The following is a 25,663-nucleotide window of genomic DNA, read 5'->3' on the forward strand; positions in this document are numbered from 1 at the left end:
TGGCATCCGGATGCGCCTTTTTGCTCTTATACTCTTGCTGGTAGTTTCGCTCAACTCACAGGCGCAGCAGTTCAATTTCCGAAACTGGTCGCTTGAGCAGGGCTTGCCGCAATCGCAGGTAAACGACATTTTGCAGGATGACAAAGGGCAGCTCTGGGTGGCCACCCTTGGAGGCCTCAGTCGCTTTGACGGATCTGTTTTCCATACCTATACCAAACGGGAAGGCATGAGCAGTAACAGCATAAGTTGTCTGTTGCTTGACAGCCGGCAACGTGTCTGGATCGGCACAACTGACCGGGGACTGATGGTGCTTAATGGGGACAGCTTTGATGTGTTTGAACTGGAAGCTGGTCTGCCACTTGGTGGTGTTCACAGCATCGCAGAAGATCATCAGGGCACTATCTGGGCTGCTACGGACAGCGGTGTTTACTCCCTGGCTAAAGACAGTTTTGTGCGGCACACTGACCTGCCGCCCGTCCGATACAACGATATACTCATTACGGCTACCAACGAGCTTTGGGCAGGAAGCAATTCGCTGGGTGTGTACAGAATAAACGCAAAAGGGACAAGCAACTATACCGTTGCCAACAGCGCCCTGCCTAATAACAGCATCAATGCACTGGACCAGTCACCAGACGGCACCATTTGGATCGGCACGGCGAGCGGCGCGGCCACTTTCAAAATGAATAAGCTGGAAAACTTTGAGCTTCCGGCAGGTATAGAAAGCCCGAACGTAAGAGACTTCACCACTGACAACTACGGCCACCAGTGGCTGAGTCTGCATCTCAAAGGCGTGCTCAAATACGACGGCCGGGAGTTCCAGCACCTTACCCGTTACAGTGGTTTGCGCACAGATAGAGTCAATTGCATTACAACAGACCGCGAAGGCAACATCTGGATCGGCACCACCGGCCAAGGCCTGATGCAGTACCGCAACCCTTGGTTCGTCCACTTCTTCGATATGGGACAGGTAAAGGAGCCCGTCATATCGGCCCTGGCGCAGGACACCAAAGGCAGGGTATGGCTCGGGACCGATGACGGCTACGCGGCTTTTATGGAAGGCGGTATCCTGAACTGGCTTCAAACCGACATCTGGCCAAAAGGAACCACGCTGCACAGCATGTGGGTGGCAAACGAGAACGACGTCTGGGTATGCACCAGTAACGGACTGTACCGACTGGGACCTGGTAAAGTAGCCCATTATGGCACTGCGCAGGGGCTTCCATCGGCTGAGGTATACCAGGCCATGCCTATGCTAACTGGTGAACTGCTGTTGGCTACAGCGGCCGGATTAGCCATCCTGCTCCCCAATCAACAATACATCAAGCCTCTGCACTCGCTATCCCTCACAGGCAAGGTATACGCCCTGCACCGTGACAGCAGCGACAAGATCTGGATCGGTGCCGAGAAAGGCGTATTCAGGTATGAAAAAAACAAACTAGCTGCAGCCAAAGGTCTGGGGGAGACGGATTTCCGCGAGATATTCACCATTGCTGAAGACGAGTCAGGTACGCTGTATTTTGGCGGCTTCAACTACGGCATCATGGCCTGGCACGACAAATGGAAGGCACCCAAGGTATACAACTCAAGCAATGGCCTGCCAAACGAAGGTATAAAAAGCCTTTACGTCGACAACACAAACCACCTGTGGGTAGGCACCAGCCGGGGAGTGCTGAAAGTGCAGCTCGACCAGCTCCACAACCAAGGCCGCCTCAGCATCCGGTCTTACGCAAACCAGGAAGGGTTCAGGGGCCTGGAAGTGAGTAACAGGGGGATTACGCAGACGCCTGACGGCACTGTATGGTTCGCCACAGCCAAAGGGCTGACCATGTACCTGCCCGAAATGGATCGCCGCAACCAGGTATACCCAAACACACTGATTACCAACATCATGCTTTTCCAAAAACCTACCGACTGGACAAGTATGGGCTACATCATCGACTCAACTACCGGGCTCCCGGTCAACCTGCGACTGCCGCACAACCGAAACCACCTGACGTTCGACTTTCATGGCATCTCGCTCACTGCTCCCGATCGGGTGCGTTACCGCTACCGCCTTAAGGGGCACGATGAGCAATGGTCTGCCGTCACGGATCATTCTTTCGCCACCTATGCCAGCCTTGATCCGGGTAGCTATACCTTTCAGCTGCTGGCCGCCAACAGCGACGGCTACTGGACCCCGAGCCCGCTCACCTATACCTTCACGATCGTGCCGCCAGTATGGCGTCGGGAATGGTTTATTGTCCTGATGGTACTAGTAGCTACCGGTGCTGCCATCAGTGTGGTCAGGTTACGCGAAAGAAGCCTGGTGAAGCTCAATTCATTGCTGGAGCAGAAGGTACAGCATCGCACCCAACTGCTCGAGGAAAAAAACCGGGAGAAGGAAATCTTGCTAAAAGAAATACACCACCGCGTCAAGAATAACCTGCAGATCATCATGAGCATGCTTAACCTGCAGACACGACGGGTGCAGGACCCCAAATCCCTCGAAGTGATGCAGGCTGTACGGGGGCGGGTCAGGTCGATGGCCATTCTGCATGAGCGCCTATACCAGCATGAAGACCTGGCTTCAATTGATCTGAATGCCTACATAGAAGCGATATGTGAGGGATTGGGCGCTACTTATGGGATACGGGAGCGCCATATCAAAATCAAGCTTGATATTCCTGCTATTATGGTGGAAGCCGATACAGCGCTTTCATTGGGGCTGATTGTCAATGAGCTTGTTTCAAACTCCATCAAATACGCTTTCCCAAATCGGTACGGGCAGGTCGTTATTTACCTGAGGTCGGAACAGCAGGACGCCTATACCCTGACGGTGCACGATGACGGGATAGGCCTGCCAACCGACTTCGATGAGCGGCGCAAAAAGTCGTTTGGTTTACAACTAGTGTCTTCTCTGGCCAAAAAGTTAGGGGGCCACATCGAATACTTAAATAATAATGGTACAAAAGCAATATTATATTTTGTTTTGTCACCGTAAGTTGATAATTTTACGTAAGAGTCTAATGCTATGACGAAACCAAAGATTCTTATTTCGGAAGACGAGATTATAATCGCAGAAGACCTGGCTGCCTGTTTAGAGGAGTTGGGCTACCAGACGTGCGCCATCGACTCCGGTGAAAGCACACTTGACATGATCCGAACCATGCAACCAGACTTGGTACTGCTCGATGTGAACCTGAAAGGTGACATTGATGGTATCGAGATTGGCTCTAAAATTCGGGAGGAATTCGACATTCCTTTCATCTACCTGACCGCCTATGCCGACAAGGACACACTGGACAGGGCAAAGAAAACAGAGCCTGATGGCTTCCTGGCCAAGCCGTTCGACGAAAAGAACCTGCGTTCTGCCATTGAGTTGGCACTCTACAAGCACGATTCCGGACAGAAGGGAGTTGACAACGGCGCAGGCAAGGCGCCAAAGGAAGCGGAACCGCAAACCGACTACATTTTCGTAAAGGTAAAGCACCGCATCATCAAAGTGCATTACAGCGACATTCTGTGGGTAGAGGCGTATGACAACTATTCTTTTATCGTCACAGCAGATCAGAAGTACCTTGTCAGCTCCACACTCAAAGACATGGAGCACAAGCTGCCTTCCAGCAATTTCGTGCGGGTGCACCGCTCTTATATTGCCAACCTCGACAAAGTGGAGGCTCTGGAAGAAAACGCGGTTGTGTTCTCTAAAGGTGATATCCCGATTGGCAAATCTTATAAGAAGTCGCTGATGTCGCGCTTTAACATTATCTGACAGAAACGCTACTACACCGGTAAAAGCCACTAATTGCCCTGACCTTTAAATAATTGAAAGGTCAGGGCAATTATTTTAGACGTACCCCTATCTTTGTGCTTTGTCACAGCATTTTTATGTCCCAGAGAATCACCGTCGTTTTTACCAGCTGCAACCGCTTCGATCTGCTCGAAGCCACATTGAAGACCTTTTTTAAGTTCAACACCTACCCTGTCGAAAAGATATTGGTGATTGAAGACAGCGGGAACCGTAAAGGCCTGGAGAAGGTGCTGCAGAAGTTCAGCTACGACAAGTTTGAGACGATTGTGAACCCGGAGCAACTGGGCCAGCGCAGGAGCATCGAGATTGCCTATAGCCACGTAGACACAGAGTATATCTTCCATTGCGAAGACGACTGGGTATTCCTGCGTGAAGGTTTTATAGAGGACTCGCTTACTTTGATGGAGGCATTCCCGAAACTCATCACGGTTTGGGGAAGAATAGCAAAAGAGCTCCCGTCCGATTTTTTCGCGGAAAAAGAGCAGGAGTATCAGGGCATCAGGTATAGAGAAGTGAAGAAGGAGATTTTTATCCTGAATCCAAGCCTGAAGCGCATGAGCGACTATAAGCTGATGGGTGGCTTCACACAGTTTAGCCTCGGGCAGTTTGAGCGGGAGATATCAGACTTCTTCAGTGACCTGGGTTACACCGCCGTGATTCTGGACAGGCCCTATACCACGCATCTGGGTTTGCATCGCCGTGTCCATTACCGCGATAGAGCCAACAAATACCTCAAACTTGACAACAAGTTCAAACAGGTGAAGGCCTCCGTCTACAAGTTCTTTAAATTAGGCAGATTCAAATCGCAATAACAAAAAAGCCGGAGCTGATGCCCCGGCTTTTTTGCTTATACCTGAATTCTAAAATTAGTATCTGTAGTACTCCGGCTTGTAAGGGCCTTCTACTTCCACACCAATATAAGCGGCCTGGTCCGGACGAAGCTCGTCCAGTTCAACGCCGATCTTGCTTAGGTGCAGGCGGGCTACTTTCTCGTCGAGGTGCTTTGGCAGGGTGTATACCTGGTTCTCGTAGGCGGCTGCGTTTGTCCAAAGCTCCAGCTGGGCCAAAGTTTGGTTAGAGAAAGAGTTCGACATTACAAACGATGGGTGACCAGTCGCGCAACCCAGGTTTACCAGGCGGCCTTCGGCCAGCACGATGATGTCTTTGCCTTCGATGTTATAGAGGTCGACCTGCGGCTTGATGGTATCTTTTGTATGACCGTAAGCACCGTTCAGCCAGGCCATGTCGATCTCGTTGTCGAAGTGACCGATGTTACAAACGATCGCCTTATCTTTCAGGCTGCGGAAATGCTGCTCAGATATGATGTCTTTGTTACCAGTAGCTGTCACCACAATATCAGCTTCTTTCACGGCATCGACCATACGCTTCACCGCAAAGCCGTCCATGGCAGCCTGCAGCGCGCAAATCGGATCGATTTCGGTTACGATCACGCGGGCACCGGCACCACGCAATGAAGCGGCAGAACCTTTTCCAACGTCACCGTAGCCAGCTACAACCGCTACTTTACCAGCCATCATCACATCCGTAGCACGACGGATCGCATCTACCAACGACTCTTTGCAACCATACTTGTTATCAAACTTCGACTTGGTTACCGAGTCGTTCACATTAATGGCAGGCATTGGCAGTGTACCATTCTTCACGCGCTCATACAGGCGGTGAACACCGGTAGTCGTTTCTTCAGAAAGGCCTTTAATGCCATCGGCCAGTTCAGGGTACTTGTCCAGCACCATGTTGGTCAGGTCACCGCCGTCGTCCAGGATCATGTTGAGTGGCTTGCGGTCTTCACCGAAGAAGAGCGTCTGCTCGATGCACCAGTCAAACTCCTCAGCAGTCATACCTTTCCAAGCGTAAACCGAGATACCGGCAGCGGCAATGGCAGCGGCGGCATGGTCCTGCGTAGAGAAAATGTTGCACGAAGACCATGTCACCTCAGCGCCCAGTTCCACCAGCGTCTCGATCAGCACGGCAGTCTGGATGGTCATGTGCAGACAGCCGGCAATGCGGGCACCCGCCAGCGGCTTGCTTGGGCCATACTCCTGACGGATTGCCATCAGGCCAGGCATCTCTGCCTCAGCCAGTCTGATCTCTTTGCGGCCCCACTCGGCCAGCGAAATATCTTTTACCTTGTACTTTAGTTGCGTATCAATCATGTTGTAATATTTTCTTAAGGAAGCACAAAATTATAAAATTTCTCTGTCATCTTCAACACCAGATAAGTATACGGCTGAAAGTCAAACAGTTTTAAATACAGAGGCCCGTGCCAATGGCACAGGCCTCTTGTAGGTATGTCTCCTTCGCAGTTATCGGTTCGTAATGATCTCGGCGCCAAGGGTGTTCGTGTTGCTTGCCGGAGGGGCCACAAAACCTCTGGCAAAAATGGTATAGATACGACCAGCGGCCAGCTGCACGTTTGGTACGGTCAGCACTACTGTTTGAGTACCGGCCAGGCGCACTTCCAGGTTATAAGAGGCGGCATCAACAGGCGTGAAGTCGGTTGCGCTCTTAAAGGCCCGGTTGCCGAACAGCACAGGTCCGTTGGTCACGGCCACGTCCACGGCAGGCGCGTCAGGCGACAGGTGCACAAAGCGCACGTGCGCTTTGCCGGCGGCAGGGGTATCCAGGTCGTCTTCCAGCACCAAAGGTTCAATGGCGCTTAGCGTGTTGATTGCGAACACGGAGTAGCTCTCGTTTCTTTCCAGGTCCAGGTTAGCGTCTATCACGGTTGTGCTAGTACCTGCAGCATTTACCTTCACATTACGTCGGCCTGCCTGCACTTCGAGGTAGCCGGTGTTGTTCGGGAAAGTAAGGGCAGCTGTGTTTACCTTGCTATTATCCACCAACAGGTCGACGCCAGGAGCGTCAGGAGAGGCATGCACCACCATTACATTGGAGGTTTCGATCATAGCGTTGTCATCGTCGTCGTCATCATCGCAGCTTGTCAGCACCATTGCCGGCAGCACGGCCAGCAGCATGATTTTCATCCATTTCTTCATAGTAATCCGATAAATTATTTGTTAAAGATTTCTTTTAGCTGTGATTAGAACCAGCAGGTATAAGGATTGTTTGCGACCACTCGATTTTTATGAAAAAAAACGGGGCTGATTAAATTTGTACCTTTGCAGCGCACCATGAAGCACTATACTCCGGAAGAGAAAGATTTTATACAGCAGCACCAGCACCGCAACCCCGCCGAACTGATGCTGCAGGCAGGCCGTTACCCGCAGCTGCCGGTCGCTGACCTGGTCAAACAGATCCAGGCTCGGCAAAAAGCTACTGACAAACTGCCGACCTGGGTAGCGCATCCGGATGTGGTGTTTCCAACAGCGATGTCGGTAGAGCAGACTTCCTCGGAGCCTGCAGCGGCTTTTAAAGCCTCGCTGGTGGAGGGCAAACTACTAGTTGACCTGACAGGCGGTTTTGGAGTGGACAGTTTCTTTTTTGCAAAGCAGTTTGAGCAGGTGGTGCATGTGGAGCAGAACAGCGAGCTTTCGGAGATAGCCGCCTATAATTTTAAATTGCTAGGTGCTGCTAATATAGAGGCTGTGAATACTACCGCTGAAGATTTCCTGCAAAGCTTTACCGGCCATGCTGATGTGCTATACCTGGATCCGGCACGGCGTGGCGAAAGACAGGAGAAAGTACACCTGCTGAAAGACTGTGAACCGGATGTGCTGCGGCTGCTTCCGGTGCTGTTTGCAAAGGCGGACGCGGTACTGCTCAAGACTTCCCCTATGCTGGACATAGAACTGGCGCTGGAGCAACTGGGCGCCGTCGTGCAGGTATGGGTGATCGCGCTGCACAACGAATGCAAGGAAGTGCTATACCTGCTACAACCCCAGGCAACTGCTAACCCCGAGCGCCACGCGGTCAACCTGCTACCCGACGGCAGTATACAGAAGCTTACCTTTACCAAAGAGCAGGAAGAACAGACAACCGTCTCCTTTGCCGACCCGAAGGCATATCTCTACGAGCCCAACTCTGCTATACTTAAATCCGGAGCTTACCGCAGTGTGGCCAGTCAGTTTGGCCTTTATAAGCTTCACCCTAACAGTCACCTCTATACCTCCGATCAGCTTATACCTGATTTTCCGGGCCGGGCGTTTGTCTGCCAGGGTATAGGACGCTATAATAAAAAAGAGATCCTGGCCAGGCTGCCGCAAAGCAAGGCCAACATAACGGTTCGCAATTTTCTGGAGTCGGTGGCTGATATTCGAAAAAAGACAGGTATAAAAGAAGGTGGCGAAGACTATCTTTTCTTTACAACAGATATGCACCAAAAGCCTTTGGTGATCTATTGCCGCAAAGCGACGCTCCCTTCGAGCTAATTTTTTTCATACTAATTTCGACCGCTTTAGTTTTCTCCTCTCTTTGCATAGTCCAATCCTATTTTTGGCCAACCCTACTTGTTTAGCCCATCAACAGGTTCATTCACAATCACATACACCCTCTGTTATACTTGCATAACGCTATATACCCATACTAGTTACAGTCGGTTTTATTGCTATACATGTCACAATTCCGATTCGCTTAAATTGCTAACCGTTAGAAACTTAACTCGTAAAAATGAGAGTCTCGTCTGAGAAGGAGGCACTATGTTCAACTTAAATACACGAAAGCTATGAAACGTAATAATGAGGAAAACCAGAATCAGAATATGAAACGTGGTAATGAGGACAACCTGAATCAGGGTCAGAATCAGAATCGTAATCAGAACCAACCAAGAAACGAATCCGGTGAGTTTGAGAGCACTTCACGTTCTCAGAACAATCCTTCGGGACAGAGCAATCAGGGTTCGCAGGCAAGAAGCAGCAACCAGGGCCAGGGCTGGCACGGTGATTCACAAGGTCACGCAGAGGCCGGTCGACAGAGCCATAAGAACGACAGCTCTTCGTCTTCGAGCAGCAACTCTTCACAGAGTGGCCAGACTCAGGCCAGAAGTGGCAACCAGTCACAGGCCAGGAGCAGCAGTCAGTCTCAGGGCAGCAGCCAGAACCAAGGCAAAGGCTGGCACGGTGACTCTGAGGGACATGCAGAAGCAGGACGCCAGAGCAACAAGAACAACAGCAACTCAGGCTCCAGCAACGATAATTCCTAATAATATAGTTTAGCTGCATATAATACAGAGAAGCCCGTGGCAAATGCTGCGGGCTTCTCTGTTGGCTTAAACCAGTGCTACCAGGCTGCGTAAACCAGGTATAGAAGACACAAGTTGTAACCGTACTAAAATTTGAATGCTATGAAAAACGAGAAAGAAAACAAAAACATGCCGAAGAACCAGCAATCCAGCACAGGCAAGTCTGGCTCTAAGAAGGACATCGGCAATGACCTGCACAAAGACGCAGTGGGCAAAATGGGCTCCAACAACCCAACGCCACAAGCCCGCACCGACAACGAGCAGAAGAACCAAGGGCAGTAGAACCATAAACAGAACGATATTCTGTATATTAGGCCAGCCACAGCAGTTGTATGTTGTGGCTGGCCATTTCGTATCTATACCTGCTACATCTCCCGAACAATGACTGCATACGAACAACACGCTATACATGAACTCAGAAACTGGCAACATGAAATGCGCGGCAGACCTTCGCTGGTAAATAAGCTGGCGAAGCGTATGCAGGACAAGATTAACAGCTACATTCCGGAGAAGGTGCATCAGGCTATCACGGCCACCATAAAGCAGATGGTGCGGGCCGTACTCTTTGGGTCTGAGCTTACCACCAGAAAGCCTTATCCCTTTTCTTCTCTGCAGCTAACCGAATCCATCGTGCTGGAACGCATCAATTTCTATAGAAAGGCAGCTGCCGCAGAAGGAGGTATTACCGGAGCAGGCGGCTTTCTGTTAGGTATAGCGGACTTCCCGCTCCTGCTGGGCCTGAAGCTAAAATTGCTTTTTGAGATAGCTGCACTCTACGGCTATTCTGCCGATGATTACCGGGAGCGCGTATACCTCCTCCACATTTTTCAGCTTGCCTTTAGCAGCCAGGAGCGCCGCCGGGAGGTATACCTACAGATCGAGCACTGGCAGCAGCAGGCACAGCACCTTCCCGAAGACATCCACCAATTTGATTGGCGCACGTTTCAGCAGGAGTACCGCGACCACATCGACCTGGCTAAAATGGCACAGCTCATACCTATTGTAGGAGCGCCGATCGGAGCTGTGGTTAATTACCGGCTCATCAACAAACTAGGCACAACTGCCATGAACGCTTACCGCATGCGGTGGCTGGAAGAGAAAAAGCAGCTACACCGTTAGGCTCCCATCCTCGTACTTTGTATAAGTGGTTCAGGTAAAATCTGCTTGCCACACCATGCAAAACCAAAGAGATGAATAGCGTTACGATTCTAGAGTTTCCGTCTAACCTTGGGCTGAAAGAGCCTTCGCAGGGGCAAGAGCCGGGTGTCAGGAAACTCCCGGAATGGCTGCGCCAGCATCATTTTCATCAGTTAATCGCACCAGAAGCTACTCGGGTACTTCCCCCTCCTCCCTACCGCATGCACCACGACCCGGAATCGGCGGTGCTGAATGCAGATGCGCTTGCACAATATGCTCAAGAAGAAGCGAAGCTCTTAAATGAGGTATTGTCTGAACAGAAATTTCCTTTGATTCTGGGCGGGGACTGCAGTATTCTGATTGGAAGTGCACTGGCCTTAAAGCAAAGAGGTACCTATGCGCTTTTTTACCTAGACGGGCATACAGACTTTATTGAACCACCACAATCCGGTACCGGAGGCGCCGGAGGTATGGCAGCAGCCCTTGCAGTCGGCCGAGGCCCTAAGAAGCTTACTGACATTCAGGGGCATTCTCCTTACATACAGGAGGAATATGTTTGGTGTGTGGGCAACCGTGAGTACGATGACGAATATGAGCAAATAATACGAGACTCACAGGCTACTTATTTCACCTTGGATTTACTTCGTGAGACAAGTATAGACAAGTGCGTAAGCTCTTTCCTGAACATGGTAGACATCAATAACCTAGACGGCTTCTGGATTCACCTGGATGTAGACGTCCTGGATGACAAGGTCATGCCTGCCGTTGACTCCCGGACTGCCGGTGGGCTAAGCTACGAAGAGTTTGACCGTATCCTATACCTGCTTTTATCCAGTCCGAAAGCCACCGGAATAGAAATTACTATTCTGGACCCTGACCTGGATTCGGGCGGAAAGTATACGAAACTGTTTGTCCAACATTTTACAGATACCTTCCAGAAAGCCCGTACAGCAAAGTAAAACTACTTCTTCCGGCTCACCCATTTGTTTCCTTTCAGCCAGAAGCGCCAGGGCAGCAGCGCATCTTCGCCGGCATAATCTATACCTATGCGGGGGCCAATGGCTATACCTTCGGCAGGTAAGTCTATACCTTTGTCTTCTATCCAGATGGTGTCGCCGGTGAGGGGAGCGCCGTAGTGGCTGCGGTTTATGCCTAAGGCGATGCTGAGCACGCCTGGTCCAGCGGTTAGGTTGGGCTTGATGGTATTCATGTTGCGGCGCAGCAGCATTTCTTCTATACCTTCTATTGGTTGGATGGCGCGCACCAGCACGGCGTCGGCGCTTCCTTCTACGTTAGTGATGATGTTGAACAGGTTGTAGATGCCGTACACTAGGTATACATAGGCCACGCCGCCTTCGTAGTACATAATTTCGGTGCGTTGTGTCCGGCGGTTCATGTGGGCATGGCAGGCCTTGTCGTTTGTACCAGAGTAAGCCTCCGTTTCTACGATCATGCCGCCGGTGAGGATGCCATCGTGGTTCGTGTAGAGATACTTCCCCAGCAGGTCCTGGGCCACTTGCACGACATCCGGCCGGGTATAAAAGTCTTTATCGAGTTTCACTTATGAATGAGTAAGGATGAATAACTACTAATTGATCGTTCCTGATGATTACTGAAGAACGGTAAAACAGTTGTAAGCTGGAGGAGAAAACACCCTCGCCTATAGCCAGCAGGCTGACTTTTACCCGTACCTGCCTGGCCTTCCCTAATTATTCCAACACACTTCATCTATCATTCAGCATTAATCACTAGCTTTGCCTTCAGATTGGTGGCCTTGTTATATCCAACGCAAGGCCTTAAAAGGGAAATAGGTGAAATACCTATGCTGTTCCCGCAACTGTAATCTTCTTAAAAAGGGTAGCCAAAACCACCGCCACTGTGCCGCACAACGCATGGGAAGGCTGGCTGACCTGAAGAGAGCCAGGAGACCTGCCAGTTCGACCAAAATTGTCGTATGCTTTCGGGTAAAAAGCTGCACGGCCTTCGCTATACCTGCGCGCGCTGTTCCTGCCCTACCTGCCTGCATGCTTCGGGATTTAAGCAAGCGTATACGTGGCAAAGTTTCACTACCGTCTTATATCGTACCTGGCCCTTTCGCTAGGTATAACTTCACCCGCTTTTGCGCAGCAGGATACTACGTTGTACCACCTGCGCACTGTCGAGATCTTTGGTAAGCCCGCTGAGGTTTTTGCCTCTGGCAGCCGCGTGAGCACCCTCGACAGCAGTTACATCCGCACCTACGCCTCCGGCTCTATTGCCGACGCTTTGCAGGCCCGCACACCGGTATTTCTGAAAACGAACGGACCGAGCGGAATTTCCACTCCCTCCTTCCGGGGCACCAGCGCCACACATACCGCCGTACTCTGGAACGGACTCAACATCAGTCAGCCTGCTTTGGGGCAGAATGATATGTCCTTGTTGCCTCTGAGCAGTATCGGGAGCATTGCGGTACAACACGGTGCGGCAGGTGCTACCTATGGCAGCGGAGCGATTGGTGGGGCTGTTTTACTTAACTCTCTAACACAACAAGAGCCAGGTTTTGGTGCGGAAATATCCCAGGAGGTCGGCAGTTTTGGGCGCTACTTCTCCAGTGCCAGCGCCCGTTATAGTGGCCAGAAGGTATCTGTTGCTTTAGGTAGCTATTACCTGGCGGCAGAGAACGACTTTTCTTTCCGGGATTATGGTCGCATCGGGGCACCTACCCGTCGGCAGGACCAGGCAGAGGTGGCACAGCATGGTTTTACGCAGGATGTAAGCTGGCAACTCTCTCCCAATACCCGACTGGCTTTACACGGCTGGTATACCTATGCCGATCGCGAAGTGCCGCCAGCCCTGGGAGCTGCCAACACCAACGCCAAACAACTCGACCGCAACCTGCGCCTGATGACAGAGCTTAACCACAGCAGCAACTGGGGCGAAACCTCCGTGAAAGCAGCCGTCTTCAACGATTATCTCCGCTACACCGACAACAGCAATAACTCCCTCACCGACATCAATACCTACCAGGTGCAGGCCGAGCAGACCTATACCTATGCCCGCAGCTGGAGTTTGCGGGGCGGCCTTAACCTGCAGCATTTCGAGGCCGATGTGCAAGGCTATGGCAGACAGGTAACTGAAGACCGCGTCTCTGCTTTCCTGCTTTTCCGCTACGACCCAAGCAAGCGACTCGACCTGAGCCTGAATCTGCGCCAGGCTTTTGTGAAAGGCTATAATCCTATTCCTGCACCTACGCTGGGTGCCAACTGGCTGCTGCTGGAGCAAAGCGAGCACCAGCTATACCTGAAGGGCAACCTATCGGGCAGCTACCGGGTGCCGACGCTGAACGAGCGCTTCTGGCAGCCGGGTGGCAATCCGGACATCAAACCGGAGCAGGGCTGGAGTTACGAAACCGGTCTGCGCCACCGCTATACCTTAGGCACTCTAAAATTGGAGTCAGAACTTTCGGTTTACCGCATGCTCGTGGACAACTGGATACAGTGGATGCCTGTCACGTCCAGCTACTGGTCCCCCCGCAACCTGCAGAAAGTGCGCTCCCAAGGTATAGAACTCAGCAGCCGCGCTACCACTACTCTCGGCGATTGGCGACTTGCAGCTACAGGTGCTTATACCTATACCTCTTCTGAGCAGGTGAAAGCGTACGAAGGAACCCAGGAATTGAACAGGCAACTCGCCCACGTGCCGCTGCATAAAGTACAGTTGGGTGCCGAACTCTCCTTCCGCACCTGGACAATACTCGGCAACCTGACGCATACCGGACTTCGCTATACCGACAACAGCAATGCCGGCAGCCTGCCGGGCTATACCTTGCTCAACCTCGCAGTACATAAAAAATTCAACCTTGGTCAGTATCAGTTTGTCGCTTCGGTGCGCAGCGATAATGTGACCAACCATACCTATACCGTGCTCGAAAATGTACCGATGCCACCCCGCAGCCTGACAGCCGGCTTACGCTTTGTTATACCTTAATTTCATATCCATACCTTTCAACAACATGAAAAAAATTACCCGTTTACGCAGCTATTTACTATCCGCGGCTTTTGCCTTGAGCGCAGTTGCTTTTACTAGCTGTGACGATGATAATACTACTGGCCCAACCGGAGAATATGCCCGCAACGGAGTGCTCATTTCCAACGAAGGCGCCATGACCAAATCGAATGCTTCGGTGAGTTTCTACAGCCATGACAGCAAATCAGTGGAAAACGAATCGTTCAAGAAAGTGAATGCCCCGCTTGTGTTGGGTGATGTGTTGCAGCACATGACACAACAGGGCGACCGGCTATACCTGGTGATGAATAACAGTGGCAAGGTGGTCGTAACCAATGCCCAGACCCTGAAGGCCGAAGGCGAGATTACCGGACTGGAAGCTCCCCGCTATTTTGCTGCCTTGAACGATGACAAGGCTTACGTAACCGAGTGGTTGGGTTATGACCCCGCTACTTATGTATATGGCAACGGTCGTGTGGCCGTAATTGACCTGAAAACGCTGACTGTGACCAAAACCATTACGGTTGGCGTGCAGCCGGAACAGCTTGTAATAGCTGGTAGTAAACTATATGTAGCGAACAACGGCGGAAATACCGTAACGGTCATCAACACCGCGACAGATGCCATCGAAACCGAAATTACAGTAAACGATGGCCCCAACAGCCTGGCCCTGGACCGTAACAATGTGCTTTGGGTGAGCAGCCAGGGTATAAAAGCCTACGATCCAGTTGACTGGTCGGTGAGTGAAGAGAGCAGCACGCCTGGCTCCCTTGCTAAAATCAACACGACCAGCAACTCTGTAGTGGCTACGCTTACCTTCAGCCAAAACGCACCGGCTCCGGGCAAACTCACACCAAACCTGAACAGCGATAAACTCTACTATGTGTTCAACAACAAGGTATGGGTACAGGATGTGAACGCGACTTCACTGGCTTCTCAACCGCTCATTGACCGGGGCACTTATGTAGCTTATGGCTTCAATGGGTTGGGTGTGGAACCTGCAAGCGGCACCATTTACGCCGGCAAAGCAACCGACTACGCCTCCAACGGCTGGGTAGTGCGCTACAATCCGCAGAGCGGCGCTGCTGTAGATTCCTTCCGGGTAGGTATAGCACCAAACGGGTTTCTATTCCGGTAAAAATTCCCTTTCCTGAAAAGCACGATGCCCGGCACTCACTAACAGAGCGCCGGGCATCGTGCTTTTATACCTGAGCCAGCTTACTGATTTGGATTCGGCTTCAGGTCCTTGTCGTAGCGTTTCTTACGGTCACCTTCCTGGTTGTAGGCGCTGTCGCCGATGGCGGTACCTTCACGGCCTTCGTAAATGTCCTCGTAATTTTCGGTGGTATCATTGTCCATGCTGCTGCGGTCCATTTCTTCGGTGCGTTCATAATCGCTGCGTTCCGTGTTTGTCTCGCCGGGGTCGGTGCCCGTGTTACAGGATGCCATACCTATACCTAGCAATACGCCCAGCACAGCAGCCGTTGTCTTTATCGATTTCATAGTTCTTCTGTTTTAGATTTTCAAAGTGCCATACCGCCTCAGGGTATAGCTCTTTAATGTACGACCTCCCCACAATTAGAGTTAAAAAAAGCTACATCAGCCAGGTTTCGACGTATGACATAGCATACCAGAACTTGAAAACATGATGAACGGTAAAAGTAAGTCGGATCAGGAGAAGAGCACCAAAGAGATGTCGTCGGACACGAAAAAAGTAGCGGCCGAAAAGCAAACGCCGCCGCCGCAGGGCACAGGCGCAAATGATCCGCGCCATACCAAGGATGATAGCTCGGACGCCGAAGCACAAAAAGGCCACGCCTGATGATGCAGTAAGCCGGCTATACCTTAACTTTGCGGCTATACCTGGTCTGCCATGAAAAAGAAATTTTTGAACCCGGCGCTCAAGCGCAAGCTGGTGGTCATTTCCCTGCTGTGCCTACTCATAGCCTCCGCCCTGCAACTCTATACCTTCGGCTTTGCCGATAACTTCTTTATAAACTGGCTTCGTATGTTTGTGGTGCTGTTTGTGCTGGTGGCAGGTACCGTGCTAGCCATTGTGCCCGGCGCAAATTACCTTGTCAATAAAACGTCGCAGTTGCTCAGTTAGGCGTTGCTATACCTTACATGACAGTCATAAGTAATGTATAGACCCTACGAAGAAATATTTAAGAGAAAGCCTGACTTCAGGGTCACGTATACCATTTTTTCACAAGAAGAAGGAGGAAGGTATAATCTCCTAAATCAAGGGATAAGGTGGGACTTCTGGTATGAACATCCAGCACATCCTAAAGGAATGCTTTTCATGATTTACCCAGAATTCGAAGATTTTAATGGGAATATAGTTACTGACCCTACTTTGACAATATCCAAGTATGGAACTGCAAGGATGTGGATTTTAGCAGATGTAAAGACTGAATATCATAGAAACAAAATAAAAGCCGGCACCCGCGGGTTTTTCATGGAAGGCAATAAAAAGGTTGGAGAATGTGAAGTAATAGAATTGATAAATCTGAAATAGAACTTTGTCTGCCTCACATAAGGTATACACGAAACAAACAAAAAGCCCGCGATAACACCGCGGGCCTTTTGTTTTAGGGAACAATTGAAACACTTACACCATCACTAGCCATTGCTCCAGGTTTTCATGTTTTCACAGCTTAAAACCCTGGCTTTAACGCCCAGAAGCATTCAACTATAGATGATAATAATGCAAATATAAGTATATAAAAATAGATTTATATAATTTAATACTGCCTTAGTGCAGAATTATTCAAGCTTTTTTTAAAACCCTGTATAACCTCCTCATTCCCAATACCTCCATACTGAACCCTGTGTGTGGCAGAACTGTTAACCTGACAACATCTGTTTAGAAAGCGCTACAGAATCAGTAGTTTTGTAGTCCGCGCCCTGTGGGGCGTTTGTTATTTTAAGATTCCCGAGACTTGAAGAAGCCCACCATACTGCTCATCACACCGCCGCTCACGCAGCTCAACACGCCATACCCTGCCACTGCCTACATCAAAGGCTTTCTCGCAGGTCAGGGTTACTCTGTTACCCAAGCCGATTTTGGCATTGAGCTGGTATTGCGCATGTTCACCCGAAATGGTTTGTCAAGAATTTTCCAGGCGGTGGAAGCAGGCGATTTCGAGTTGTCGGACAACAGCCTACGCATCCTGCGGCTGAAGCGGGAGTACCTGAACACCATCGAGCCGGTCATCCGCTTCTTACAGAACAAGGACACGACCCTGGCTCAGCAGATCAGCTACAGCCGTTACCTGCCCGAGGCCTCCCGCTTCGACCAGGTAGAGGACATCGACTGGGCTTTTGGCAGCATGGGCATCACGGACCGCGCCCGCTATCTGGCCACGCTATACCTCGAGGATCTGGGTGATCTGATCAAGGAGACGATCTGCCCTTACTTTGCGTTCAGTCGTTACGCCGAGAAGCTGGCTCTGTCGGCTACTTCGTTTGATCCGCTGGAAGAGTCGTTGCAACAGGAGCCGAACCTGGTGGACCAGCTACTGCTGGAATTGCTGGAGGAACGTTTGCAGGAGGTGCAGCCGGATGTGGTGGGTTTTTCTATACCTTTCCCGGGCAACCTGTATGGCGGTCTGCGGCTGGCACAGTACATCAAACAAAAGTACCCGCACATCCATACCCTGATGGGCGGCGGCTACCCAAATACCGAGCTGCGCACACTCCGGGAGACTCGTCTGTTCAAGTACATCGATTTTGTAACGCTGGATGATGGCGAAGGCCCGTGGCTGAAACTACTGGAATACCTACAGGGCGAGCGCCAATTGGATTTTCTGCAGCGTACCTTCCTGCTACAGAACGGCGAAGTGGATTACATCAACGGCTGCCTTGACAAAGATATTCCGCATACCGAAGTCGGCACACCCGACTACAGCGACCTGCCGTTGCAGGAGTACCTCTCGGTGATTGATGTGATCAACCCGATGCACCGCCTCTGGAGCGATGGCCGCTGGAACAAGCTGACGGTGGCGCACGGCTGCTACTGGAAACGTTGCTCTTTCTGCGATATCACCCTCGATTATATTTCCCGTTACGAAACGGCTCCGGCCGCTTTGCTGGTCGACCGCATCGAGCAGATCATTGCACAAACCGGCCAAACGGGCTTTCACTTTGTAGACGAAGCTGCGCCGCCTGCCGCCCTGCGCGACCTGGCCATTGAGCTAATTCGCCGCGGCGTGAAAATTACCTGGTGGGGAAACATCCGCTTCGAGAAAACCTTTTCGCCTGACCTTTGCCATCTGTTGGCTGCTTCAGGTTGCATTGCCGTTTCGGGTGGTCTGGAAGTAGCCTCGGATCGATTGCTTGACCTGATGAAGAAAGGTGTGAGCATTGCGCAGGTAGCCCGTGTGACCGATGGTTTTACGCAGGCCGGCATTATGGTGCACGCTTACCTCATGTATGGTTTCCCGACTCAAACGGCTCAGGAAACCATCGACTCGCTGGAAGTGGTGCGACAACTGTTCCTGACCGGCGTGATACAGTCCGGTTACTGGCACCGCTTTAGTATGACGGCGCACAGTCCGGTAGGCAAGCACCCGGAGAAGTTTGGCGTGGTAAAAGTTGGTCCGCCGGAAGGTGCCTTTGCCAACAACGACCTCTGGCACGACGACCCGCAGGGCACTGATCACGAGCTGTTCGGCCCGGGACTGGCCAAGGCGCTCTACAACTTCATGCACGGCGTGGGACTGGAGGAGCCACTGTCTTTCTGGTTCGACTTTAAGGTGCCGCGCGTGACCATTGACCGCGACCTGATTGCCAACGCCATACAGGAACCCGCCAAACCAGACAGTGAGCGCAAACTGGCCCGCGTGTTCTGGCTGGGCAATGTACCTGAGATCGACTTTATGATGTACGCCAAGAAAGGCCAGACCATTGAGCGCTGCGTGCTGACCTTCTATGAAAAGGCGGAGGACTTCGAGATCAAAACCACAGCGAACATCGGACAGTGGCTGCTGGAACAACTCACGCTACTGACCTCAGAAGAGGCGCCGGCCATGACGCTGAAGCAACTGGAAGAAACGTACCCGCTGGATGCGCACCTGAACTTCACGGAATTCCTGGCCTCGCCGGTTTGGTTTGAGCTTAGGGAAAAGGGGTTGCTGTTGCTGTAATATCATTAAGAGCTGAAGCAATTATAGCACGAGCAGGTCGGCAGGCGTAATTCCTATATCTTTCTTCTCAGGGAAAAGCATTTCTGTTAGCTTAAATTTATAGCCACCTTCACTGCTTTTGGGGTTTATTTTCCATTTATAACTGTAATTGTCGATTTTAAATTTGTCGATTGTTCCTTCTTTATCCCTTTTAAAATGGAGCAGCTCGTACGGTCTCTTTTCCTGCGAAATCAATTCTAACGTTACATCCTGTGCGACTAGATCATAGAGAAAAATCTCCGGCATATTAAAACTAATAAAATCCGTGTAGGCTGTATTTTCAATCCCGAAAGGCCCGATCTCGCCAAAGTTAACCGAACTAACCTGAACATTGAAGGTCAGGTATGAGCCTGCTGTCAAATTTGATGCGGCAATATTTACTGTAAGGCTACTATCGTTCTGGCTTATTTCGAATGACTTTGAGCTTACTTTTTTCGAAATAACCTTGCCTTTTTGCAGCGCATGGCTTGCTAGACTCTTGTTTTGCACCTTATCGTTTGGCGTAAGCGCAATATTAAAGCGTAATCCATTAGTAGCTGTAGCCTCATCAATAAACACGCTATAGTTATAGCCATAAATCAAGTGAAAATCCATCAGTCTGTTGGGGGGCACTGTGAGCTCAGCGTAATTTCCTACAGTAGACCCTACTTTCTCATTGCGTTTGTAAGTGACAAAAATGTTCGTCTCTTTGGATGACATCTTCCCTTCAAAGTCGGTGGGGCTAATTCTTGTGTTCGACAAGGGGCCGCTACTCTCATTATGCTTCATCATAATCAGGCGAGGCACCGTTTTGTTATAAGTTGGGTCGCCTACCAATGCGTGTTGGCCTAAGCAGTAAAACGGTAAGAGGGCAGCGAAAAGCAGCAGATTAAATTTCATGAAATAGTTTAAACGATAAATTGAGGAATAGGAAATCTGTACCCTTGCACTGCCGGTACAGTCTGGTGAAAGTGTTGATACAGATATTACTACTTATTCATGTAACTATCCCGCACCGCCTTGAACTCAGATCCTGATTTCCACTGCGGCCACTCTGCTGAACCAGCCAGGCGCTTGCCTACCTGGTATAGCAGCTTCAAATCTTCGACTACTCCATCCACTTTATAATCGGGGTGCATTTGGTCGGCTGCTTTGTGGTAGTAGTTGGCGTAGTACCCGTCCAGCTTCTTCTTGCCTGCTTCTTTGCCGCCTTCTACGAGGTCCACACCCGGGCCGATGAATAAGGCAGGTATACCTATTTTGGCAAAATTGAAGTGGTCAGAGCGGTAGTATAGCCCCGCTTCCGGATTCTCTTCCGGCGCAATGTAACGCCCTGCCGCTTCAGCCTCCGCTGAGATATAATCCTCCAATTCGGATTGGCCCATACCGTACAGCACCACGTCTTTTGTCTTTCCGTAAGGGTTCATCATGTCCATGTTGATGTTGGCAACCGTCTTTTCTTTCGGGAATACCGGATTTTCAGCATAGTAGGCCGAGCCCCACAGTCCCTGTTCCTCTGCTGTTACAGCCAAAAAAACGACCGTTCGCTCCGGCTGCGTCGGCTGATTCTTAAATGCTTTGGCGATCTCCAGCAAACCGGCTACTCCACTGGCATTATCCACGGCTCCGTTGTAAATGCTGTCGCCAGCTGCGTCGGGTTTGCCTATACCTAGATGGTCCCAGTGACCGGTATAGATGATGGTCTCGTCAGGACGTGTGCTACCGGTGATTTTGGCGATGAAGTTGGAAGTTTTGTCGTAACGGGTCTTCACTTTCATGGAAGTGCTGGCCTGCAGGTTGAGCGGAAAAGGTTTGTTTCCTGGCTGATGCGCTTTGTTGAGTACAGCCTTATAATCCATACCTGCCGCAGCGAATAGTTTCTCGGCAATTGGTGTAGTGATCCAACCTTCCATAGCGCAACGATAAGTTTCTTTGCCACGGCTGTCGAGATACATCTTGGAAGTATTCCAGTTGTTCTGCACTACCTGAAAGCCATAACCGGCCGGCTCCGTGTCGTGGATGATCAGCGCTCCTTTTGCTCCCTGACGGGCTGCCTCTTCAAATTTGTAGGTCCAACGCCCGTAGTAGGTCATGGCTTTTCCATTGAACACAGCTTTATCTTGGGCGTAGAAACCCGGATCGTTCACCAGCACCACCACGATCTTGTCCTTCACATCCAGACCGGCGTAGTCGTTCCAGTTATATTCAGGGGCCACAATACCAAAGCCGGCGAACACCATCTCGGTCGGGTCGATGTTAATGTTTTCGTCTGTGCGGCGGGTCCAGATCACGTAGTCGTTGCGGCCTTCGAGTTTCAGTTCCTGCTGCTTGCCTTTGATAATCATGTTCGGGCTGGCAGTGGTGTTCACTTCCACCATCGGCACCTCCTGGAAATAGCTCTCGCCATTGCCCGGTTCTACTCCGAGCGCCTTGAACTCCCGCTCCAGGTAGTCCAGCGTTTTTTGCTCGCCGGAAGTGAAAGGCTTGCGACCTTCCATGTCGTCAGCGGCCAGTGCGCTCAGATAGTTGCTATAGCTTTCGGTTGAGAGTGTAGCTACGGTTTCGGCACCAGCTTCTCCTGTTTCAGGGCTGGAGGATTGGCAGGCTGTGAATGCTCCGGCCAATATTACCGGCAGGAAAAGTGGTTTGATTCTTTTGATCATCGTGCTATCAGGTTGATGGAATTAGCCGAAGCTAAGGTATAGCGGCTATGGAAGTGTTAAAGTACACAAAGCTGTGCAGGAAAAAAAGCAGCTTGGCCGGGGCTATACCTTATACCTTATTGCTGCGTAGCTGACTGCTTGTTGCTCATTCTGAAATTGGAATCAGGTATAGCCTTGGCTTAGGGTATAGAAGGCTTAGGGTATAGAAGCTCGCGGGTATGGTATTCAGAGCGAGGTATGGCAAAGCAGCAGCATCTTTAAAAACAAAAAGCACTCACAGCTTTACGCCATGAGTGCTCTTATACTTTCAGTCTTTCTATTTACTAAACTTTCAAACTTATCTTAATCTCGCTTCGATTTGAGCAACTGGCGCAGTTCAGCCAGTTCGTCGCGATACTTGGCGGCTTGCAGGAAGTCGAGGTCTTTGGCGGCAGCTTCCATCTGCTTCTCGGTTTTCTTGATCAGCTTCTCGAGCTCGTCGCGCTTCATCATCTGAATCACCGGTTCTGCCGCAATCGATACATCTTCCGGACCAGCGTATATTTTCACTTCCTTCTTCTTAGAATCCGCTACTGATGTCTGCTCGAAAATCTCGTCCTTGGTCTTGAGGATGGTGCGTGGTGTAATGCCATGCTCTTCGTTATAAGCCATCTGCGTCGCGCGACGACGGGTGGTTTCGTCAATCGCCCGCTGCATAGAGCCTGTGATGCGGTCAGCGTACATGATCACGCGTCCCCGTTCGTTACGGGCGGCTCGGCCCATGGTCTGTATCAGGGAGCGCTGGTCGCGCAGGAAACCTTCTTTATCGGCATCAAGGATGGCTACCAGACTCACTTCCGGCAAGTCAAGTCCCTCGCGCAGGAGGTTCACGCCTACCAGTACGTCGATTTCACCGAGTCGCAGTTCGCGCAGAATTTCCACGCGATCCAGCGTCTTCACTTCCGAGTGCAGGTATTTTACTTTGATGTTGAGGCGATCCATGTATTTGGTCAGTTCCTCGGACATACGCTTGGTCAGGGTCGTTACCAGCACACGCTCTTTGCGCTTGATACGCTCGTCTACCTCGTCCAGCAAATCATCCACCTGGTTAGCGCTTGGCCTGATCTCGATCTCCGGATCCAGCAGACCGGTCGGACGGATGATCTGCTCCACAATAACGCCTTCTGATTTCTGAATCTCGTAATCGCCTGGCGTGGCACTTACGAACACCACCTGGTGCATCAGGCTTTCAAACTCGTTGAAAGTGAGAGGACGGTTATCCATGGCCGCCGGCAAACGGAAGCCATACTCCACCAGCGCTACCTTACGCGAGCGGTCGCCGCCCCACATAGCGCGTACCTGCGGCACCGTCACGTGGCTCTCGTCGATCACCATCAGGAAATCATCCGGAAAATAATCGAGCAAACAGAACGGACGTGCACCCGGGGCACGGCGGTCGAAGTAGCGGGAGTAGTTTTCTATACCTGAGCAGTAGCCCAGTTCCCGGATCATCTCCAGGTCAAACTCGGTCCGCTCCTTAATCCGCTTCGCTTCCACCGGGCGGTCTTCTTTCAGGAAGTAGTCGTGTTGGGCTACCATGTCGAACTGTATCTCATGGATGGCCTGCTGCAGCGTGTCCTTACCCGTCACGAAGAGGTTAGCCGGGTATAACGTCACGGCTTTCTCGTCGGCTATTTTTTTACCTGACTCCGGATCGATGCGGTGAATCTGCTCCAGCTCATCGCCGAAAAAGTACAGTCGGTACGCGAAGTCAGCATAGGCCGGGAAGATATCCACCGTGTCGCCTTTTACGCGGAATGTTCCACGTGTGAACTCGGCCTCGGTGCGGCTATACAGAATTTGCACAAAGGTATAGAGCAGGTTGTTGCGACTATACTTTTGGCCCGGTGCCAGGTAGATCACGTTCTTGCCAAACTCCTCGGGGTTACCGATACCGTAAATACACGACACCGACGCCACCACGATCACATCGCGGCGCCCGGAAAGCAAAGCGGAAGTAGTGTGCAGACGTAGCTTCTCGATTTCCTCATTGATTTGCAGATCCTTCTCGATAAACACATCCGAAGAAGCAATGTAGGCCTCCGGCTGGTAGTAATCGTAGTAGGAGATAAAATACTCCACCGCATTATCAGGGAAAAATTGCTTGAATTCGCCGTAGAGCTGCGCGGCCAGGGTCTTGTTGTGGCAAAGCACGAGCGTTGGTTTACCCGTATTCTTGATCACGTTGGCCATGGTAAAGGTCTTGCCTGTACCAGTGGCTCCCAGCAGCACCTGCACAGGTTCTCCCTTGTTAACGCCCTCGGTGAGCTGAGCAATCGCTTTCGGCTGGTCGCCGGTCGGTTGAAATTCTGATGTTAGCTTAAAATCCATTCGTTGGTTTTACAACTTGTAAAGATATACTATAACATGAAAAATGGGCTGTAAGTTTAGCTTTTGTCATTATAATAGCAGCCACAACACGAATACCCCGGAAACAAAAAACCTGCTCTAGTGAGCAGGTCTTTGCATGTTTAACTATTCCTAACAATTAAAAAAATTAGGCACTCTGTAAAAACTGTTCTATTCATCTGAGCAAACCTGCTTTACCCGCACCGGCGGAAACATCATGTAGTTGGCAGTGCAACGCGGCCCATACTTGGTGTTGCGCTCAAGCGATAGGTAAGCTACTTTACCGGAATGCCTTAAGTCTTCAGGCAGATTGTCGGTGGTGACAAAGCCGCTCTGCAATTGCCCGATGTACTGGTTACTGCGCTGTTCGCCTGTGCCGTCGGCATCCATAATCTGGAGCACATACCAGCCGGATTCGCAGTCAGGTCCCACCACCTCTACCTGCAGGCAGGCCGGAACCGCCTCTTCCTGGTCGGCGCAGCTCACGAGCAGCAGCGCCAGCAGCAGGTATAGCACAACAAGGGACAGGACACTTTTCATAGTTTTATGTTGTACTAATGGCTTTGGTGAGCAGGGCTACCCAACACGGGCATTGGTTGCCGGGTTGTTTGATGCGTAGTCTTCTTCATCTGCCGGCACCTTTGCGCTGCGTCGGGAGCCCTTTATCTGTATAAATAATAAGTATCCGTAAAGATGGCACTTGGGTCAGATCCGTAATAGGTTCCTTCCAGCACCAGCATGCGTTGGTCGTGATGCAGGACATGGAACCGGGCGGACCATCCGAAATTGCTCAGCACAAATGCGTTGGGCTGCGAGTAGTCGGCTTTAAAACTGTCGCGGTACACACTCTTGTCGTTCTGCTGACTTGCACGCTGCAAGAAGGCACTATCAGCCTTAAACTCGAAGTAGTCGCTTGTAGTGCCTGTGTACATCACCGAGGTGCAATTGCCACTACGGCACAGTTTATTATTCACGCGCTCAATGCGCCACTTGCCCTGAACGGACTCGCGCAGGCCTTTCTCATTTACTACCGGTTGCATGTCTTCATCTGATTTTGCGCAGCCTGTCGTCGTCCCCCACAGAACAATAGCCATAGTCGCGCACCACAACATCTTTTTCATAGCACAGAAGGCGACGTTTAGAAGGCGCCCAAAAGGGAATTGTCTTGGATCGCGCAGCCTGAGAGCAGCACAGAAAAGAGTAAAAGCGCCAGCAATACATACCACCCCGATATGTTTTCACGGCCGGCAGCCACCAGGGCAACCAGAGTCTGCAGAACGTATCTCATGAACAGCATCATTTGCATAGCGCTTTTATCTAAAATCAACCAATCACTCTATACTCTTATGATTCCAATTGGCGCCGAAGGGTTGCA

General features: G+C 51.0%; 24 protein-coding genes and 1 riboswitch. Of the genes, 14 read left to right on the forward strand and 10 right to left on the reverse strand.

What is annotated here, in order from left to right; genetic code table 11:
- Window positions 1-10 precede the first annotated feature (10 nt).
- The 3 genes from AC4QZR_RS02725 (at window position 11) to AC4QZR_RS02735 (ending at window position 4,605) form a co-directional block, all read left to right on the forward strand.
- Complete coding sequence (locus AC4QZR_RS02725; protein WP_494479515.1) at window positions 11-2,983, forward strand: two-component regulator propeller domain-containing protein; 2,973 nt, start codon at window positions 11-13, stop codon at window positions 2,981-2,983.
- A 30-nt stretch (window positions 2,984-3,013) separates the two neighbouring features.
- The gene (locus AC4QZR_RS02730; RefSeq protein WP_494479516.1) at window positions 3,014-3,754 is read left to right on the forward strand and encodes a LytR/AlgR family response regulator transcription factor; all 741 of its coding nucleotides are present in this window, start codon (window positions 3,014-3,016) and stop codon (window positions 3,752-3,754) included.
- A gap of 116 nt (window positions 3,755-3,870) precedes the next feature.
- Window positions 3,871-4,605 carry a glycosyltransferase family 2 protein gene (locus AC4QZR_RS02735; RefSeq protein WP_494479517.1) on the forward strand — a complete coding sequence of 245 codons (735 nt, stop codon included), beginning with the start codon at window positions 3,871-3,873 and terminating at the stop codon, window positions 4,603-4,605.
- A gap of 54 nt (window positions 4,606-4,659) precedes the next feature.
- On the opposite strand, the gene ahcY is transcribed toward AC4QZR_RS02735, so the two are convergent.
- Together ahcY and AC4QZR_RS02745 are read right to left on the reverse strand one after the other, a co-directional pair.
- Complete coding sequence (ahcY, locus tag AC4QZR_RS02740; RefSeq protein WP_253400913.1) at window positions 4,660-5,967, reverse strand: adenosylhomocysteinase; 1,308 nt, start codon at window positions 5,965-5,967, stop codon at window positions 4,660-4,662.
- 150 nt (window positions 5,968-6,117) lie between these two features.
- The gene (locus tag AC4QZR_RS02745; RefSeq protein WP_494479518.1) at window positions 6,118-6,810 is read right to left on the reverse strand and encodes a DUF4397 domain-containing protein; all 693 of its coding nucleotides are present in this window, start codon (window positions 6,808-6,810) and stop codon (window positions 6,118-6,120) included.
- A gap of 135 nt (window positions 6,811-6,945) precedes the next feature.
- Between AC4QZR_RS02745 and AC4QZR_RS02750 the strand changes: the two genes are divergently transcribed.
- From AC4QZR_RS02750 to AC4QZR_RS02770, 5 genes are all read left to right on the forward strand, one after another.
- Window positions 6,946-8,142: a THUMP-like domain-containing protein gene (locus AC4QZR_RS02750; RefSeq protein ID WP_494479519.1), complete on the forward strand. Its 1,197-nt coding sequence runs from the start codon at window positions 6,946-6,948 to the stop codon at window positions 8,140-8,142.
- A 293-nt stretch (window positions 8,143-8,435) separates the two neighbouring features.
- A complete protein-coding gene (locus tag AC4QZR_RS02755) occupies window positions 8,436-8,912 on the forward strand; it encodes a hypothetical protein (RefSeq protein WP_253400916.1) in 477 nt (158 codons plus the stop codon).
- Window positions 8,913-9,053: 141 nt separating this feature from the next.
- Window positions 9,054-9,233: a hypothetical protein gene (locus tag AC4QZR_RS02760; protein WP_494479520.1), complete on the forward strand. Its 180-nt coding sequence runs from the start codon at window positions 9,054-9,056 to the stop codon at window positions 9,231-9,233.
- A 99-nt stretch (window positions 9,234-9,332) separates the two neighbouring features.
- Window positions 9,333-10,070 (forward strand): EcsC family protein, encoded by a 738-nt coding sequence (locus tag AC4QZR_RS02765; protein WP_494479521.1) that lies wholly within the window; start codon window positions 9,333-9,335, stop codon window positions 10,068-10,070.
- A gap of 71 nt (window positions 10,071-10,141) precedes the next feature.
- Window positions 10,142-11,047 carry an arginase family protein gene (locus AC4QZR_RS02770; RefSeq protein ID WP_494479522.1) on the forward strand — a complete coding sequence of 302 codons (906 nt, stop codon included), beginning with the start codon at window positions 10,142-10,144 and terminating at the stop codon, window positions 11,045-11,047.
- Window positions 11,048-11,049: 2 nt separating this feature from the next.
- Here the strand turns inward: AC4QZR_RS02770 and AC4QZR_RS02775 are convergent, their stop codons facing one another.
- Entirely contained in the window at window positions 11,050-11,649 is a 600-nt protein-coding gene (locus AC4QZR_RS02775) for a DNA-3-methyladenine glycosylase (protein ID WP_494479523.1), read from the reverse strand.
- Window positions 11,650-11,837: 188 nt separating this feature from the next.
- Window positions 11,838-12,039: riboswitch (cobalamin riboswitch) on the forward strand.
- 101 nt (window positions 12,040-12,140) lie between these two features.
- Between AC4QZR_RS02775 and AC4QZR_RS02780 the strand changes: the two genes are divergently transcribed.
- Window positions 12,141-14,054 carry a TonB-dependent receptor plug domain-containing protein gene (locus AC4QZR_RS02780; protein ID WP_494479524.1) on the forward strand — a complete coding sequence of 638 codons (1,914 nt, stop codon included), beginning with the start codon at window positions 12,141-12,143 and terminating at the stop codon, window positions 14,052-14,054.
- A gap of 25 nt (window positions 14,055-14,079) precedes the next feature.
- Window positions 14,080-15,210 carry a YncE family protein gene (locus AC4QZR_RS02785; protein ID WP_494479525.1) on the forward strand — a complete coding sequence of 377 codons (1,131 nt, stop codon included), beginning with the start codon at window positions 14,080-14,082 and terminating at the stop codon, window positions 15,208-15,210.
- Between the two features lie 80 nt (window positions 15,211-15,290).
- Here the strand turns inward: AC4QZR_RS02785 and AC4QZR_RS02790 are convergent, their stop codons facing one another.
- Complete coding sequence (locus AC4QZR_RS02790) at window positions 15,291-15,575, reverse strand: hypothetical protein (protein WP_253400923.1); 285 nt, start codon at window positions 15,573-15,575, stop codon at window positions 15,291-15,293.
- A gap of 142 nt (window positions 15,576-15,717) precedes the next feature.
- Between AC4QZR_RS02790 and AC4QZR_RS02795 the strand changes: the two genes are divergently transcribed.
- The 4 genes from AC4QZR_RS02795 (at window position 15,718) to AC4QZR_RS02810 (ending at window position 19,219) form a co-directional block, all read left to right on the forward strand.
- Complete coding sequence (locus tag AC4QZR_RS02795) at window positions 15,718-15,894, forward strand: hypothetical protein (RefSeq protein WP_494479526.1); 177 nt, start codon at window positions 15,718-15,720, stop codon at window positions 15,892-15,894.
- A gap of 51 nt (window positions 15,895-15,945) precedes the next feature.
- Entirely contained in the window at window positions 15,946-16,179 is a 234-nt protein-coding gene (locus AC4QZR_RS02800) for a DUF2798 domain-containing protein (protein WP_494479527.1), read from the forward strand.
- Window positions 16,180-16,212: 33 nt separating this feature from the next.
- A complete protein-coding gene (locus tag AC4QZR_RS02805) occupies window positions 16,213-16,590 on the forward strand; it encodes a hypothetical protein (RefSeq protein WP_494479528.1) in 378 nt (125 codons plus the stop codon).
- 424 nt (window positions 16,591-17,014) lie between these two features.
- A complete protein-coding gene (locus AC4QZR_RS02810) occupies window positions 17,015-19,219 on the forward strand; it encodes a B12-binding domain-containing radical SAM protein (RefSeq protein WP_494479529.1) in 2,205 nt (734 codons plus the stop codon).
- 21 nt (window positions 19,220-19,240) lie between these two features.
- Here the strand turns inward: AC4QZR_RS02810 and AC4QZR_RS02815 are convergent, their stop codons facing one another.
- The 6 genes from AC4QZR_RS02815 to AC4QZR_RS02840 all read right to left on the reverse strand — a co-directional run bounded on the left by AC4QZR_RS02815 (window position 19,241) and on the right by AC4QZR_RS02840 (window position 25,594).
- Window positions 19,241-20,137: a hypothetical protein gene (locus tag AC4QZR_RS02815; RefSeq protein WP_494479530.1), complete on the reverse strand. Its 897-nt coding sequence runs from the start codon at window positions 20,135-20,137 to the stop codon at window positions 19,241-19,243.
- Window positions 20,138-20,226: 89 nt separating this feature from the next.
- The gene (locus tag AC4QZR_RS02820; protein ID WP_494479531.1) at window positions 20,227-21,900 is read right to left on the reverse strand and encodes a M28 family metallopeptidase; all 1,674 of its coding nucleotides are present in this window, start codon (window positions 21,898-21,900) and stop codon (window positions 20,227-20,229) included.
- Window positions 21,901-22,242: 342 nt separating this feature from the next.
- Window positions 22,243-24,270 carry an excinuclease ABC subunit UvrB gene (gene uvrB / locus AC4QZR_RS02825; RefSeq protein ID WP_494479532.1) on the reverse strand — a complete coding sequence of 676 codons (2,028 nt, stop codon included), beginning with the start codon at window positions 24,268-24,270 and terminating at the stop codon, window positions 22,243-22,245.
- A gap of 189 nt (window positions 24,271-24,459) precedes the next feature.
- Complete coding sequence (locus AC4QZR_RS02830; protein WP_494479533.1) at window positions 24,460-24,828, reverse strand: hypothetical protein; 369 nt, start codon at window positions 24,826-24,828, stop codon at window positions 24,460-24,462.
- A gap of 122 nt (window positions 24,829-24,950) precedes the next feature.
- Complete coding sequence (locus AC4QZR_RS02835) at window positions 24,951-25,409, reverse strand: hypothetical protein (RefSeq protein WP_494479534.1); 459 nt, start codon at window positions 25,407-25,409, stop codon at window positions 24,951-24,953.
- Window positions 25,410-25,426: 17 nt separating this feature from the next.
- Entirely contained in the window at window positions 25,427-25,594 is a 168-nt protein-coding gene (locus AC4QZR_RS02840) for a hypothetical protein (protein WP_494479535.1), read from the reverse strand.
- Window positions 25,595-25,663: the final 69 nt, after the last annotated feature.

It is taken from the genome of Pontibacter sp. YIM B11418 (assembly GCF_059278805.1).